At 36.6% G+C, this 16,312-nt stretch carries 16 protein-coding genes; 12 read left to right on the top strand and 4 right to left on the bottom strand.

Features of this window, described 5'->3' with window-relative positions; all coding sequences use genetic code 11:
- Positions 1-3 precede the first annotated feature (3 nt).
- Positions 4-843 (top strand): sugar phosphate isomerase/epimerase family protein, encoded by an 840-nt coding sequence (locus NSQ89_RS23940; protein WP_061797031.1) that lies wholly within the window; start codon positions 4-6, stop codon positions 841-843.
- Between the two features lie 23 nt (positions 844-866).
- The gene (locus NSQ89_RS23935) at positions 867-2,636 is read left to right on the top strand and encodes an ABC transporter ATP-binding protein (protein ID WP_341133383.1); all 1,770 of its coding nucleotides are present in this window, start codon (positions 867-869) and stop codon (positions 2,634-2,636) included.
- Between the two features lie 21 nt (positions 2,637-2,657).
- Here the strand turns inward: NSQ89_RS23935 and NSQ89_RS23930 are convergent, their stop codons facing one another.
- Positions 2,658-2,804: a hypothetical protein gene (locus NSQ89_RS23930; RefSeq protein ID WP_341133382.1), complete on the bottom strand. Its 147-nt coding sequence runs from the start codon at positions 2,802-2,804 to the stop codon at positions 2,658-2,660.
- Positions 2,805-3,356: 552 nt separating this feature from the next.
- Between NSQ89_RS23930 and NSQ89_RS23925 the strand changes: the two genes are divergently transcribed.
- Complete coding sequence (locus NSQ89_RS23925; RefSeq protein ID WP_341133381.1) at positions 3,357-4,817, top strand: sugar porter family MFS transporter; 1,461 nt, start codon at positions 3,357-3,359, stop codon at positions 4,815-4,817.
- Positions 4,818-5,097: 280 nt separating this feature from the next.
- Positions 5,098-6,135 carry a PTS transporter subunit IIC gene (locus NSQ89_RS23920; protein ID WP_047940898.1) on the top strand — a complete coding sequence of 346 codons (1,038 nt, stop codon included), beginning with the start codon at positions 5,098-5,100 and terminating at the stop codon, positions 6,133-6,135.
- Between the two features lie 62 nt (positions 6,136-6,197).
- Here the strand turns inward: NSQ89_RS23920 and NSQ89_RS23915 are convergent, their stop codons facing one another.
- Entirely contained in the window at positions 6,198-6,485 is a 288-nt protein-coding gene (locus tag NSQ89_RS23915; protein WP_047940899.1) for a YxcD family protein, read from the bottom strand.
- Positions 6,473-6,916, bottom strand: a complete 444-nt coding sequence (locus tag NSQ89_RS23910) for a hypothetical protein (RefSeq protein WP_095258286.1) — start codon at positions 6,914-6,916, stop codon at positions 6,473-6,475. The genes NSQ89_RS23915 and NSQ89_RS23910 overlap by 13 nt, the downstream gene beginning before the upstream one ends.
- A 459-nt stretch (positions 6,917-7,375) precedes the next feature.
- Between NSQ89_RS23910 and NSQ89_RS23905 the strand changes: the two genes are divergently transcribed.
- The 4 genes from NSQ89_RS23905 (at position 7,376) to NSQ89_RS23890 (ending at position 12,385) form a co-directional block, all read left to right on the top strand.
- Positions 7,376-8,134, top strand: a complete 759-nt coding sequence (locus NSQ89_RS23905; RefSeq protein WP_047940901.1) for a hypothetical protein — start codon at positions 7,376-7,378, stop codon at positions 8,132-8,134.
- Positions 8,131-8,583: a hypothetical protein gene (locus tag NSQ89_RS23900; RefSeq protein WP_047940902.1), complete on the top strand. Its 453-nt coding sequence runs from the start codon at positions 8,131-8,133 to the stop codon at positions 8,581-8,583. Before NSQ89_RS23905 ends, NSQ89_RS23900 begins: the two co-directional genes overlap by 4 nt.
- A 226-nt stretch (positions 8,584-8,809) precedes the next feature.
- Positions 8,810-10,249 (top strand): NAD(P)/FAD-dependent oxidoreductase, encoded by a 1,440-nt coding sequence (locus tag NSQ89_RS23895; RefSeq protein ID WP_341133380.1) that lies wholly within the window; start codon positions 8,810-8,812, stop codon positions 10,247-10,249.
- 129 nt (positions 10,250-10,378) lie between these two features.
- Entirely contained in the window at positions 10,379-12,385 is a 2,007-nt protein-coding gene (locus NSQ89_RS23890) for a catalase (protein ID WP_341133379.1), read from the top strand.
- Here NSQ89_RS23890 and NSQ89_RS23885 read toward each other — a convergent pair.
- Positions 12,269-12,700, bottom strand: a complete 432-nt coding sequence (locus NSQ89_RS23885) for an NAD(P)H-dependent oxidoreductase (RefSeq protein WP_341133378.1) — start codon at positions 12,698-12,700, stop codon at positions 12,269-12,271. The genes NSQ89_RS23890 and NSQ89_RS23885 overlap by 117 nt on opposite strands.
- Before the next feature lie 80 nt (positions 12,701-12,780).
- On the opposite strand from NSQ89_RS23885, the gene NSQ89_RS23880 reads away from it, so the two are divergent.
- The 4 genes from NSQ89_RS23880 (at position 12,781) to NSQ89_RS23865 (ending at position 16,292) form a co-directional block, all read left to right on the top strand.
- Positions 12,781-12,939, top strand: a complete 159-nt coding sequence (locus NSQ89_RS23880; RefSeq protein WP_156485388.1) for a hypothetical protein — start codon at positions 12,781-12,783, stop codon at positions 12,937-12,939.
- Between the two features lie 288 nt (positions 12,940-13,227).
- A complete protein-coding gene (locus NSQ89_RS23875) occupies positions 13,228-13,878 on the top strand; it encodes an SIMPL domain-containing protein (RefSeq protein ID WP_095258289.1) in 651 nt (216 codons plus the stop codon).
- A gap of 271 nt (positions 13,879-14,149) precedes the next feature.
- Entirely contained in the window at positions 14,150-15,133 is a 984-nt protein-coding gene (gene guaC / locus NSQ89_RS23870) for a GMP reductase (protein ID WP_095258290.1), read from the top strand.
- A 316-nt stretch (positions 15,134-15,449) separates the two neighbouring features.
- On the top strand, positions 15,450-16,292 hold the full coding sequence (locus NSQ89_RS23865) for a hypothetical protein (RefSeq protein ID WP_144580515.1): 843 nt from the start codon (positions 15,450-15,452) through the stop codon (positions 16,290-16,292).
- Positions 16,293-16,312: the final 20 nt, after the last annotated feature.

Below are 16,312 nucleotides of genomic sequence, written 5' to 3'. Positions count from 1 at the left end.
CCAATGTTAACACTTAATCTTGGTATTCGTGCTCATGATTTAGGCCAACTAAGCCTCGAGGAATTATGTAAGCAGTTAAGAGACTATCAATTTACCAATATTCAATTTGCGATAAAAAAGTCTTTTCCAGATTATGTCCCCTCCTTTCAAAGTCTATCACCAGGAATAGCCAGTTTTTTTGGCGATTACTTTGCTAATAACGGGATAAAAATTAGCACATTAGGCTGCTATGTTAATATTTCGAGTCGAAATCTTGCTGTGCGCCATAAGGCATTAAATGATTTTAAAACCCATATACAGCTTGCTCGAGATTTTCGTGCCAGCCTCGTTGGTACAGAAACTGGCAGTGTAAGCGAAGGTTTTACTCCTGAAAATTTCACAGAAGAAGCTTATCAAATCGCTAGGAGCTCTGTGCTGGAACTAGTAGAATATGCAGAATACTTTGGAATAACGGTGGGAATCGAAGCTGGGCTTAACCACCCTCTCTATTCTGCTCCATTAGCAAAACGTCTCATAGACGAGGTACAGTCTCCTCATTTAAAAATCATTCTAGATATTGCGAATCTAATAAACGTCCATAATGTCTCAGAAAGAGAATTTATTCTAAATGAAGCATTAGACTTGTTACATGATCATATTGCTATGATTCATCTTAAAGACTTTACAGTGAATAAAGGAAAAATAGAGATCGTCCCTGTTGGTAAGGGAATGCTAAACTTTGAACCAATTCTCACTTATCTAAAATACGATAGACCTTTTCTTCATGCTACTTTAGAAGAAACACAAGGAAACGCAATTGGGCCAGCCATCACCCATATAAGAGAGATGTATCACCGTTTATAAGGCGTTTTTAAGGAGTGAATACCTTGGATACATTAGAGGAAATTGTTCAGCAAAGCTATGACACCCACCAAAAGAACTCTTTCAAAGTACTAATCCATCTCTACAAAGGACATTATATAAAACTATTGCTATCTGCTGTTTTTTATACAATCAAACATATTCCAGCATGGGTAATGCCGATTGCAATAGCCAATGTAATAAATGCCGCTACCATAAAAGATGGTGGCGGCATTCGTACCATTTATATAAATGCCATCATTATGGTGATTCTGGTATTACAAAATATCCTCACTAATTATTATCATACGAAATATAATAGTATAGCTATTCGCAGCGTGGAATCTGGACTACGCGCTTCTCTTATCAAAAAATTGCAGGAATTATCCATTCCCTTTCATAAAGAAATGCAGTCTGGACGTCTCCAATCAAAAATCATGCGAGATGTAGAAGCTGTTCAAACTCTTTCTTCCCAAGTATTCGTCTCGAGCTTAAACATACTTGTGAATTTAATTGTTGCACTAGGAATAACTTTATATAATAGTCCAACTGTTTTTTTATTTTTTATTCTAACTGTTCCTATTTCTGCCATTATCATTGTAGCCTTTCGAAAAAAAATTAGGCACTCGAATTCAGAATTCCGAAGAGAACTGGAAGAAACATCAGCACGAGTCATTGAAATGATTGAATTAGTTCCCATTGCTCGAGCACATGCTTTAGAGAAGCAAGAAGTCTCTCGTTTAAATAATCGTTTCCAGCAAATTTTGTCAAAAGGATTTCATTTAGATATGATTCAATCCTTATTTGGAGCTGTAAGTTGGGCTAGCTTTCAACTCTTTCAAATTATTTGTTTAGTATTTACCGGTATTCTGGCATTAAAAGGAACCATTACTCCTGGTGAAGTCGTCATGTATCAAACATACTTTACAACAGTAGTTAACTCTGTTTCTAGTATGATTACTTTAATTCCAACTATTGCAAAAGGAATGGAATCTGTTGAATCTATTGGGGAAGTTCTTACAGCAGGTGAAGTGGAGAAACATGAAAATAAAAAAAGACTAAAGGAAGTAAAAGGGCATTTTGTTATCCAAAACGTCGCATACCGCTATACAAATGAAAAGAGGGACATTCTCCATAGTTTAAACTTAGAAATAAAACAAGGAGAAACAATTGCCTTTGTGGGAGAATCTGGCTCTGGAAAGTCCACCATTCTTCATTTATTAATTGGCTATATCCAACCGACAAAAGGAAAGATCCTATTAGATGGGCACGATATGGCCTTTCTTGATTTGCGCTCATATCGAAATCATTTGGCAGTTGTACCTCAATCAACTATTCTCTTCTCTGGAACGATTAGAGAAAATGTTACTTACGGAATGCCTAGCGTCTCAGAAGAACGCCTAAAGGAAGTTCTTAAAGCTGCAAATCTTTGGGAAGTCATTCAGAAATTGCCCGATGGTTTAGATACAAAAATAGGGGAACACGGAGATAAACTGTCTGGTGGGCAAAGACAAAGGGTCTCCATTGCCAGGGCACTTATCCGGAATCCAAAGGTAATTATTCTAGATGAAGCTACCTCTGCCCTTGATAGCAATTCCGAAACAAAAATTCAAGAAGCATTATCTATTTTATGCAAAAATAGAACCACCTTCATCGTAGCCCATCGATTATCCACCATAAAAAAGGCCGATAAAATTGCTGTGATTGAAAATGGTAGCTGCAGTGAATTTGGTACATATGACGAGTTAATGGATAAAAAAGGTAAGTTCTTCCGATTAAAACAACTACAAAGCTAGTAGAAAGCAGATGATCCCTATCTAAAAGGGGATCCTGCTTGCTTTGGCTGATTTCCTATCCGCTTTGGCTGATTCTCTCCCCACTTTGGCTGATTCTCTCCCCGCTTTGGCTGATTCCCTCCCCACTTTGGCTGATTCCCTCCCCGCTTTGGCTGATTCCCTCCCCACTTTGGCTGATTCCCTCCCCACTTTGGCTGATTTCCCTTCTAATTTGTTAAGATATCACCTCCCCTTTCACTAATTTCTAACTCATCTATTCCTATCTATTATTCTTCTGATGAAAATCCACTCCATTTTTACTTTTTTCTTATAAAAAAGGCTTAAAATAAATGCCTTCCCTAAAAAGAGCGGTCTTCACACATTATTGTTATTCTTTTATTTGAGCATAGGCTCTAAATAAAATTGCAAGATAATAATTCTAGTGAAAAAAATTTCCCTTGTATATATAGATGTTTTCAAAAATTTTTATCGGGGTAATGTATTGGTACGTCTATCCCTTACATAGCAAAAACAATATACGATTAAAAAAGATAATAATGAAATATATCCCACTTATTATTCAAGTAAAGTAATTGCCTTTCGCAGTCTAAGAATCTTATTTAAAAGGGATAGAACGACAGGTTAGCAAAGGAGATGAACTTCGATTTACATTTCAAATATAACGATAATAATGGACACTAGAAAAAAGCATTATTATAAGAGGAGGAGAAAGTAAATATTATGAGTGACCAATTAAACCCTGACAGTAGGAACACCAACACGAATAAAAAAAATAATTTAAAAATCATTGCCATTATCTCTACATTTGGTGGTCTTCTTTTTGGATTTGATACTGGTGTAATAAATGGGGCCTTACCCTATATGGCTCGTCCAGATCAGCTAAACCTCAATGCAGTTACTGAAGGTCTTGTTACTAGCTCGCTCTTATTTGGAGCAGCATTCGGAGCAATGTTCAGTGGGAAACTCGCAGATAGCTATGGACGAAGAAAAGTCATTTTATATTTAGCTGCAGTTTTTCTTATTACAACATTAGGATGTACTTTCGCACCGAATTTCCCCATCATGGTTACTTTCCGCTTCTTACTCGGTATCGCTGTTGGAGGAGCATCAGTAGCTGTCCCTACCTTCTTGGCAGAAATGTCTCCTGCTGAACGACGTGGTCAAATGGTAACCCAAAATGAATTAATGATCGTAAGCGGTCAATTACTTGCCTATATTACAAATGCTATTATTGGAAATACAATGGATGGTGCAGGAAACGCTTGGAGATACATGCTTGTCCTTGCAACCTTACCTGCTATTGTCTTATGGATAGGAATGCTTGTTGTACCTGAAAGCCCTAGATGGTATGCATCAAAGGGCAGGTTCAAAGATGCTTTTCGTGTATTATTGCATATTAGAAAAGAAAAACGAGCAAAAGCAGAGCTACAGCAAATTAAAAAAGCAGTGGAAACAGAAGCACATGTGGAACAAGTTAGCTTTAAAGATTTGGCTGTACCTTGGATTAGAAGAATTGTCTTTCTTGGTATTGGGATTGCCATCGTTCAACAAATCACAGGGGTAAATACCATCATGTTTTATGGAACACAAATACTAGAAAGCACTGGATTCTCTACCGAGGTCGCTCTCATTGCCAATATCGCCAATGGAGTAATTTCTGTATTAGCTACCTTCCTGGGAATTTGGCTGCTGGGACGTGTAGGAAGAAAACCAATGTTAATTATCGGACTAATCGGTACTACAACAACTTTACTACTAATTGGGATTTTCTCCTTCACTTTAAACGGAACAACTATTCTACCCTTTGCTGTACTTAGTATGACGGTTACTTTCTTAGCATTTCAACAAGGGGCTATCTCACCAGTAACCTGGCTTATGTTAGCAGAAATATTCCCTTTAAAACTTCGAGGGTTAGGGATGGGTATTTCTGTATTTTGCTTATGGATAACAAACTTTCTTATTGGTTTAATTTTCCCAATTCTTCTCGATAAGATTGGCTTATCTAATTCCTTCTTCCTTTTCGCCGTACTTGGAGTATTTGCCATAACATTTGTTAGCAAATTCTTACCAGAAACAAAAGGAAAAACATTGGAACAGCTCGAACAGTATTTCCGAAACTTTGATAAGGATTCCCGAGGTGTTCAGAAAACCAATATTGGAGAAAAACAATTCCATTCTTAATAAAAACAAATTGAAATATATAATCAGTTCATAAAGAGTTCCCCTTAGAAAAGGAGGAGCTCTTTCTTATTTTTACATTTTGCATTTTTTCAAACCATTTATTTTACATTTGTATAAAAAATCAGTTCATTTCATTGCATTTTATATAGTGGATTTAAAAACATTAATCATTTTATTACTTTTATACTTTTTCGCGTTGAAGCATTAAAAATAATCATTGACGATTATCTAGTTATTACATATAATAAACTCCAAATTCAAGGAGAATGGGGAGTTTAAGGTGAAAGAGTTTTTCAGTAAATTATTAAATGGTATGAGTATCGGAATTGTTGTCTCGTTAATCCCAAATGCATTGCTTGGTGAAATCTTAAAGCTCTTTATTCCTTTCTTTCCTCCGCTTCAGCACGTATTAGATATTACTGCGTTTATTATGAGTTTATTGCCCGTGCTAATTGGTGTAATGGTAGGAATATCCTTTAAGCTATCCTCTATACAGACGGCTAGTATTGGTATTGCTGCAATGGTTGGTAGTGGTGTTGTTCAAAAAACAGCGGAAGGGTTATTTACGTTAAATGGTATAGGGGTTGTTTTGAACACAGGTATAACCGCAGCGCTTGCGGTATTATTTGTCCGTTTTATCGGTGACCGCTTGAAGGCCTATTCTATTCTTCTATTACCAACATTATGTATATTAATCCCCGGAATGGCTGGGTACTTATTATTACCATATATGAAATCTACTACTGGATTAATTGGCATCGCAATCGAAAATGTTACAAACTTACAGCCAATTCTCATGGGTATCATTATCGCTGTCTTGTTCTGTTTAATTATTCTTTCTCCTATCTCAACAGTAGGTGTAGCAACCGTTATATCTCTGTCAGGAGTTGGCTCTGGAGCAGCAAACCTTGGCATTGTGGCAGCAGGTATTGGATTGGCTATTGCAAGCTATAAAGCAAACTCTTTAGGTACTGCATTAGCACATGTTTTGGGATCCCCTAAAATACAAATGGGTAATTTCTTTATGAAACCGAAGATTGTTATTCCAATGATTATTACAGCTGCTGTGTTGGGCGGATTGGCTGGCTATTTAAATATACAGGGAACTCCTTATAGTGCTGGTTTTGGATTATCGGGATTAGTCGGGCCCATGAATTTTATGCGCTTAGCCGATGGTGGTTGGACTAGTAAAAACATTACGATTATGGTTTCTACCTTTTTAATTATTCCATTTCTTTTAAATGTATTCCTACTGTATATTTTTTCAAAAAAATTAAAAATGATTAAATCAGACGATTATAAGTTGAACTTTGATTAAATTTTAGTCAGAAAAATAGAGGATACCAGTCTATAAAGCCTGATATCCTCTACTATTTTTCTCTACTTTGCGATTGCGATAATGCCCTCTTCATCATCTAACACTAATTTCAACCCCATATATGGGTCCATATTTAAATATTCATCTAACCACAATCTGAGTGCTTCAATCATATTTTGAGTGATAAGGACTTGTTTTCGATCATGTACATATGCTTCTGCTGAAAAGCCATAATCATCATCATACATTAGCTCTACTTCTACTTCCTCTGGTCGCACTTGTTTTTTTCGTGCTACATAGACGCAGATTGCATTGATAATATCCTGTTCTGGAATGATTAATTTCTCCAATTATTTGCTTCCTCTCTTTTTTTGTTTCGATAGAAAGTAAATATTCTTTTAATTAAATTGAATACTAATACAATCGCAAGGATATTAATGAAAAGCCCTAATATAGACCCAAATGCTCCCATATTAGCAAAAAGGCTTCCAAACAACAGACCGGCAAGTCCTCCAACCATTAACCCTCTCATTAGACCTCCACCTGAGAAGAAGCCACCAGATTTTTTCGCTGTCGTTGATTGATTAGATTTTGACGTATCGTTTGTATTATTTTTCTTTTGGAAAAAAGAATTTGTATTACTATTATTGTTGTTATTGAAGCTTCGTTTCCCAGATTTATAAGACTTTGCTTCTACCGTTGTTACAGAGTCTTGAAATACTATACTTACTGGTGATAAAACTAAACCTAACGTGAGAATTGCTGACAAAATTTTCTTCATATTTTTCTATTCCTCCTAAAAATTTGTTTTGAAATTGACATACTAATTTATAGACTTTATCATTCTCCTTGCTTCCTTAGTATTTGCAAGAAAAATAAAAAGCCTTTCCATTAATTTGGTAAAGGCTTCTAATTTCTATCTATTTATCCCTTTACCAAGAACGGCAAAGGTCTCGCAAACAACATCTCGTTGCCAGTTAAGCCGGCGATTTAATCGCGTATTGACGACGTAACTGTAAGCTACTCCCCTTTGGAGTATGCAATTTTTAAGTATATATACATTTTAATATAAACAACTTGTCTAGTCAACTTATATGGTGTAAGCCTCTTCACCTATGTTTCCTGAGATTCCGCTAACTACTAAAAATTACACCTCCTATTTTTTGTAAATCAATGTATAGGATTAACTTATTTTCACACCCTATATATATAATTCCAAAATTAGTAAGTAGGTATGTAAATGAGCGCAACACTAACCTTTCCAAAAGCAAAATATAGCACAGCAGGTATCACCTATTTAATGTATCAAAAACCAAGTACTGTTGCTTGGTGGTCTGCTGTTTTCCCTGGATTTGGTCATTATCTTCTTAATCAGTATGCCCGTGCAACATTGCTGACTGTTTTAGAAGTAATTATTAATACTGGTGCCAATATTAATGAAGCGATGGTTTATTCTTTTTGTGGAGAAATAGAATTAGCAAGATCCGTTATTCATTTAGATTGGATGATTGGATATATTGTGATCTATTTAATAACAATAGGCGATAGTTACCGCTCTGCCGTACAATTAAATAAGTATATTGAATTATCCACACCTGATTTAGCCAGCTTGGAGATATTCCCATTTGAAATACAATATTTGCAAAATAAGAGCCCTCTTTTAGGGGTCTTCTACTCACTTTTCTTTCCTGGATTGGGCCAACTGTACAATCACCGGATATTTTTAGGTTTTTATGCAATATTTTGGTGGTGGGTATATATTTTATTATCACATGCACATAAAGCTATAATCCTGACCATTACTGGCGATTTTGCTTCTTCTACTGCTATATTACACCCACATTGGTTACTTTTTATGCCTTCCATCTTAGGTGGAGCCGTTTATCATTCCTATATAACATGTATACAACATAATATTCTTGCAAAAGAATCACAGCAAAAACGTTTAACAGACAGATATGTCGGTTCCAAATTTAGCATAAGAGGTGTAAAGGGATGATTATTGTCGGAACATTCCAGCCATCTATTGAAATTGAACGTGCACTTTTTGAAATGGAAGCACTAGGTGTTCCGCCAGAAGAAATGATGGTCCTATATATGAATGAGATTCCTCCTATCAGCAGGAAAAAAAAGGCTTCTGCCGATATTCATGTTTCATCTTTTGAAATTGGCGTTGCCTTTGCTACTGGTATGGCTGTGATAGGTGCCAGTATTGGTTTTAAATTAATTCTAGGACCTATCTTTAGCGGTCTTCTCGCTGCTATTATCGGTTTTTTTTGTGGTTATTGCCTGTACTATCTTTTTCATCGGAAGAAAAAAGACAAACTGTCTCAAGGCTTGCCTGAAATCATTGTGCTTATTCAAAGCACAAAAGAAGTTGCCCCATTAATTAAGGAGATTTTATGGAAACATAAAGCACTAAGCGTTGGAATGAGAAAAAGATTGTAAAAGAAACGAATAATAACAAAAGCCAAAATCTAATTAGTAAGTATTATGGCTTTTGTGACTATTCGTTTTTTTGATGAATATCTTTTTTAAACGAATTGACTAAATTAATTTAGAAAATTTAGATATTTTATCCATACAATATGCAAAAGAACATGTTAATATATTGGCATGGTATATCGATGTAAGGAGTTCTTACATCAAATGTGAAAGGGGGATGGCATTCAATATGAGCTTAGAGGACTTAAATAATCGAGTACAAACAGATCTAGCTTATCTTAATTACGGAGGACAAAACTGGGTTCGTCCAAAAATTCATGCGGAAGGACATGTTTTCGATGTGGTCATCGTTGGTGGAGGTCAATCAGGATTAGGGATTGCATTTGGTCTTTTACGCGAAAGAGTATCAAATATTCTTGTTATCGATGAAAATAAAGAAGGACTTGAAGGACCATGGGAAACCTATGCTCGTATGGTCACCTTACGCACTCCTAAACATTTAACTTCCATCGACCTTGGTATCCCTTCACTAACCTTTCGTTCCTGGTGGGAGGCACAATTTGGTAGAGAAGGATGGGAAAAAGTCGACAAAATCCCTCGTGGAGAATGGATGAATTACCTTAGATGGTATCGTGACATTCTGCAATTACCTGTTCAAAACGAAGTGAAATTGACTTTAATTGAACCCATAGAAAAAGGGATACACCGACTCCATATTAAAAGAAAGGGAACCGTTTCATCCTCCTTACTCGCTCGAAAGGTAATTCTAGCAACCGGCATCCAAGGGGGAGGAGAATGGCATGTCCCAGCCATGATATCCGATAATCTCCCTTCTTCTTTATATACTCATACTTCTGCATCCATCGACTTCCCTTCCTTCAGAGGAAAAAGGGTTGCCATTTTAGGTGGGGGTGCATCTGCATTTGATAATGCTAACTTCGCTTTATCACAAGGGGTAGCCGAAGCCCATGTATATGTCCGCCGTCATAAAATGCAGCGCATTAATCCGATTAGGCAGATGGAAGTATCCGGTATGATTGAACATTTTCCCGCCTTAGCAGATGATGATAAATACGCTAGTATTGCCCATTTTTTCCAGCATAACCAGCCACCAACAAATGATACTTTTAATCGAGCGTCTTCCTGGCCCGGTTTTCATTTGCATCTCGGTTCTCCTTGGCTGAAAGTAGCCAAAAAAGGAGAACAAGCAGAAGTAACTACACCAAAGGGAACCTTTTTATTTGATTACTTAATCATTAGCACAGGTTTATTAACAGATCCACGATTGCGTCCAGAACTACGTTTAATCGAAAAGCATATTGCCCGTTGGAAAGATCGTTATAAAGCCCCGGAAGAAATAGCATCTCCTATGCTTGATGCACATCCTTATTTAAGTCATGGCTTTTCTTTCATTAGCCGTGACGCAGAAGGAGAAGCATTACTTCACGGTATATACTCGTTTAATTATGCTGCCCTCATTAGCTGTGGTTTATCTGCTTCAGCATTATCTGGCATGAGATATGGCATTCCCCGTATTGTAACAGCTGTTACGGATGAACTATTTCTGGATGATAAAGACATGAATTTAAAAGACTTTTTTGAATACGATACAGAAGAATTCACTGGAGAATGGCCTGTGAATCAAAAGGATCCCTCCAAAGTTATTTAATAACAAGCTAAGACTCTTTTATGCAGTCTTAGCTTGTTTATTTTGTCGTGTTTTAAATACAGGATGCTGGGTATTAATTAAAAATAACGGATTATAACTGATACATACTATCATTTAGGGGGTATTGAAATGGTAAATAAAAAAATGGACCAATTAAAAAAATACACCATTGATAATGAGCAAAACGCGGGATTAACGACCAATCAAGGCTTAAAAATGGCAGAAGATGAATTCTCCTTAAAAGCAGGATTAAGAGGACCTACTTTAATGGAGGACTTTCACTTTCGGGAAAAAATGACTCATTTTGACCATGAAAGAATTCCTGAGCGCATTGTTCATGCCCGAGGAGTTGGTGCACATGGCGTATTTCAATTATATGAATCCCTTGAAGCCTATACGAAAGCTGACTTCTTAAACGATCCAAATAAAACAACACCTGTATTCGTTCGTTTTTCTACTGTCCAAGGATCTAGAGGTTCTAGTGATACTGTTCGCGATGTACGAGGATTTGCCGTTAAATTTTATACAGATGAAGGTAATTATGATTTAGTTGGCAATAACATTCCCGTCTTCTTCATTCAGGATGCCATTAAATTTCCTGATTTTGTGCACGCTGTAAAACCTGAGCCACATAATGAAATTCCACAAGGAGCAAGTGCACATGACACATTTTGGGACTTCATTGGTCAAAATCATGAATCAGCCCATATGGTAATGTGGGCAATGAGCGATCGTGCTATCCCGCGCAGCCTCCGCATGATGGAAGGTTTCGGAGTCCATACCTTCCGCCTTATAAATAAAGAGGGGCAAGCCCATTTTGTTAAGTTTCATTGGAAACCAAAGCTTGGAATTCATTCACAGGTTTGGGATGAAGCACAAAAGGCTGCTGGAAAAAACCCCGATTTCCACCGTCAGGACTTATACGAGGCGATTGAGAAGGGCGACTATCCTGAATGGGAGCTCGGTCTGCAACTTATTCCTGAAGAAGACGAATTTGCCTTTGATTTCGATATATTAGATCCTACAAAAATATGGCCGGAAGAGGAGGTTCCTGTTAAAATCGTAGGAAAGTTAACCTTAAATCGTAATGTCGATAATTTCTTTGCGGAAACTGAACAAGTTGCTTTCCATCCTGGGCATGTTGTTCCTGGAATCGATTTTTCTAATGATCCATTATTACAGGGACGTCTATTCTCTTATACAGATACGCAATTATCTAGACTTGGCGGACCCAATTTCCACCAAATTCCGATTAACCAACCAGTTTGTCCTTTTCACAATAACCAACGGGATGGTATGCATCAAATGACCATTCACCATGGACAAACAAGCTATCATAAGAATGCATTGAATAATAATCAGCCGGAACCAGTACCTGTTGAGCAAGGCGGTTATGAGCATTACCAAGAAAAGGTAGATGGTAGAAAGGTTAGAGGTCGCAGTGATAGTTTCCTTGATTTCTATTCACAAGCTAAACTTTTTTATAATAGCTTAGCACCATTTGAACAACAACATATAAAAGATGCTTTTAGCTTTGAACTTGGAAAGTGTAAATCAGAAGCGGTGAAAAACAATGCAGTCGCTCTCCTTAATCGAATTGACCGCAGTATTGCGGAAGAAGTGGCAAAAAACATCGGAGCAGTATTACCTCAAGAAAACCTAGAAGTAAAGTCAGTGAAAAAATCTCCAGCCTTAAGCATGGCAAATACCATAAAGAAACCTGACACTCGTTGTGTAGCGATTCTTTTAAATGGAGAGCCGGACAGCGCCCAATTGCTTCAATGGGTTCAGGCTTTAGCAGCGAATAAAGTGAATTTCAGCATCGTGGATAAACATCTGCGTACGATAAACGGAGAATTAAAAGTAACGGACACATACGATACTGCTGATGCAAGCCTATTTGATGCTGCACTACTTATTAGCACCAGTACGAAGCTGGAAACGAAAGCTATTGAATTTATCGAAATGACTTTTAATCATTATAAACCTTTAGGTATTTCCATTAATGATTATGCAGCATTAGGAAAAAGCCGCATAACAATAAATGAACCAGGGATATTCAATCTTGCTAAAAATACGATTAATGATTTTATTACAGGTATAGCGGAAGCTCGATTCTGGAATAGAACAGTATAATATAATAAAAGAATGCTTATGTCTTGAAGGCATAAGCATTCTTTTGTTCCCTGCGCTCTCCATGTTGCAAACCGTCCCTTCTTTCTTCATTCCTGCAAATTGAAATACGGTTTTTTTCATGAGATTCTTATGCATATGGCGTCTTTTATTCTTTTCATCAAAATATAAGATAGGATTAAAATTTTCTTCATATAAATCTAAAAACTGTATATCTTTTATAAAGCCGTTTTCCCTGCATCCTTCTAACACATTTTTCAATAGGGCACCATTTAAGCTTTCCTTGCTTGGATGTGTAAAGATAATCAATACGTTCATAAAAATCCTCCCATATGGTTATCAATTGATAATTGTTATTTGATAACTTCTGTGCTATTTTACCTTTGAGGTGATTCATTTTGAACGAAGAGCCATTTTTTCAACAGTTTATAACATTTACTGCTTCTGTTTATCAACTAAAGCATGCGTTAACCAATGATTTAAGACCAAATGATTTAACTCCCATTCAGAATAGTATTCTTAATATGTTTCCATTAATCAGCCGTTATCCAAAGTGAAATCAGTGACTATCTGCAAATATCACTACTGAATACAAGCCGAGATTTGAAAAAATTAACGGAGAAAAATCTAATTAAGAAATTTACAGATGAAAAAATCGCAGAAAATAATTTATGTCACTTTCAGATGAGGGAAAAAGGGTAATGAATCACGTTTTTCTTAAAATGGAAATAAATTAAAGAAACGAATAGGCCACCTTTCTGCTGAAGAATTAGAGGAAATAAATACTGCGATGGCATTTTTACAAGGCAAGATGTTTTTTAATAAATATACAGAGGTGAATAATCATGTACCAGCCCTCCTCCTTTCTACCACCTAAAAGAAGTTTAACGGTATATGGAAATAGCACATTGTCGCTGGAACCAAATATTTGTAAAATAACGCTTGGTATTAATACAGAATCGAAAAGTGTAACAACTGCCCAACAAGAAAATGCCCGTCTACATCAACAAGTCATTACAGCCATTTTGGGCTTAGGCATCCCCTCCTCCAATATCCAAACAATAGACTATACTATTTTTCCGCAATATGACTTTGTGGAAAATAAACAAGTATTCAAAAGTTATAAAGTAACCCATCTGCTATCTATTCTTGTCGAAACCATTCAGCTTGCAGGTAAGGTTATTGATACAGCTGTACAAAATGGCGCTAATCAAGTCATGAGTATTCACTTTGATGTCAGCAGTCGTTCCAAACATTACGAACGAGCGCTTCAAGGGGCCATTAAAGATGCTTTGTCAAAGGCAAGGGCCATTGCTGAAACTCTGCGTATAACCATCGATCCTATCCCAGTAAAGGTTATAGAAATCCCATCTGATTCTAGTATTCCTATGCCTTTAGCAAAGATGTCGTTTGCGGAGGTTGGAGGAGTGTCTACTAATCTTGAACCCGGACAGCTGACAATTGATGCGAAGGTGGAAGTCAAATTTTCTTACTAAGCCCTTTTATTCCTCCCAAATTAGCTATGCTGAATTCCCGTTGAAAGATCAGATCCCATCACTTTAAAATGCCTTCTATTTTCTAATAAAAGGCATTTTTGCGTCCCACTCCTTTATGTAATAATCCTCTTCAAAATGATAACGTTTTAATAAAATTTTCCCCATTCCATGAAAAATCTTTGACATCCTGATCAAAATAATGTAAAGTACCTAATGGTCGAACATTTATTAAATAATTCGACCCTAATATTCGTATTTAGGAGTGTATTTAATGGATAACGTGTTTGATTACGAAGATATACAATTAATTCCCGCTAAATGTATTGTGGATAGTCGTTCAGAATGTGATACAACCGTTACACTAGGCGGTCACACTTTTAAACTTCCCGTGGTTCCTGCCAATATGCAAACTATCATTGACGAAAAAATCGCTGTATACTTAGCTGAAAATGGCTATTTCTATATTATGCACCGTTTCCAGCCAGAAACGCGCAAAGCTTTTATCCGTGATATGCAATCCCGTGAGTTAATTGCTTCTATCAGCGTTGGGGTAAAAACGGAAGAGTATGACTTTATATTACAATTAGCAGATGAAAACTTGGTTCCTGAATTTATTACAATCGATATTGCTCATGGTCATTCTAACGCAGTCATTGCCATGATTAAACACATCAAAAAGCACTTGCCTAATAGCTTTGTTATTGCTGGTAACGTGGGAACTCCTGAGGCAGTAAGAGAGCTTGAACATGCTGGTGCAGATGCAACGAAAGTAGGTATCGGACCTGGTAAAGTTTGTATCACCAAAATTAAAACAGGTTTTGGAACAGGCGGCTGGCAGTTAGCTGCATTGCGTTGGTGTGCAAAAGCCGCAAGCAAACCTATTATTGCAGACGGCGGTATCCGCACACATGGGGATATTGCAAAATCCGTTCGCTTTGGGGCAACAATGGTTATGATCGGCTCTCTTTTTGCTGGACATGAAGAATCTCCAGGAGAAACCATTGAAAAAGATGGAAAGCTTTATAAAGAGTATTTCGGTTCTGCTTCTGAGTTTCAAAAGGGCGAAAAGAAAAACGTGGAAGGCAAAAAAATGTATGTAGAGCATAAAGGTCACTTACAAGATACGTTAACAGAAATGGAACAAGATCTTCAATCCTCTATCTCTTATGCTGGTGGAAACAAATTAGATGCCATTCGCAATGTAGATTATGTTATCGTGAAAAACTCTATTTTTAATGGAGATAAAGTGTATTAAATAAAATAGCACATTAGTAACCCCAACCCTTATACGGAGATGCTAGCATAAATTTTCGTATAAGGGTGGGGTTTTTTGATTAAACACGAAATGGAAGGGAGCGAATGACCACTCTACTTTTTCCTTACTAGCTTAAAGAATGTTCGTCTTTCTCCATTCTATACTTTATTTTGTGCCAATCTCTTTGATTTTACAAAAACAGCCAATTAGGAGAGTGACATAGGTTAAAATCCCAGTTATAATATAACTAACTTCTAGATTAATCCTCTTGGATCCCCAAAAATAAAATAGCAAAAGAAAGGTTGATTGTAATTTTATGAAGAACTTTTCCTTCCACACAAACCACCGTGAACGAGAAAAATCCCCAGAAACAAGAATTAAACTGATTCCTCTTACCGGCACCCAAAGCAGAAGTGAAATACTAAAGAAAATAGAAATCAGCTCTCAATTTAATATGCGTTATCGAGGACTATATGAATATTATGGAGATGATTTAATAGCATATAAAAAGGAAAATCCTTCTGATTATTTCCGCAATGAATTTCTGCGAACATTCTCCAGTTATCTCACTGACTATCTAGAAGATAACATGCCGGCATCTTGGCATAAATGCAAGAAATCTTTTATCGAGTTACTCCTCCTTATTCACCTGCCTAATGCTTTAAAAATTTCCCAGGAACGTAATAGTATGCAGCACTTTATATCTGAATTTAAAAAGTTTTCTATATGGCTGGATCACAGAGAAAAAACGACATGGACAAAAATGTCAGCTTCTTATGGACAGACATTCCATGAACTACAGTTATGTGAAGATTTGTTAAATAGATTATATCTACAAATGTATCCACAATTTTTTGCATCAGATTGGGATTATCAAAAAGATTTATCAAGAGTTAGGCAGCTCTTAGAGGAATGCACAGAGGTGGAGGATAATTTCTTTCAAATAAGCACTATTGATAGAAACACCGTTTATTTTTCCAATCTTCATACAAAGAAACAATTTCAGGTAAATAATTTTCCGATTGAGGAGCAATTTCTTGGGCTGATTCTTCATGGTTCCATCGGCCGCTTAGAAGGCCATTCATCGTGGTCTCTGCTTCTTACAGCAGGAGTGTATCCAAAGCGAGCAAAAGGATATTTAACTTTAAGAGAAAATTAAGATAAACAATAAAAACATCG

Source organism: Niallia sp. FSL R7-0648 (assembly GCF_038007005.1).
Taxonomy (GTDB): domain Bacteria; phylum Bacillota; class Bacilli; order Bacillales; family Cytobacillaceae; genus Niallia; species Niallia circulans.
This window is presented reverse-complemented; position numbering and strand designations above follow the sequence as displayed.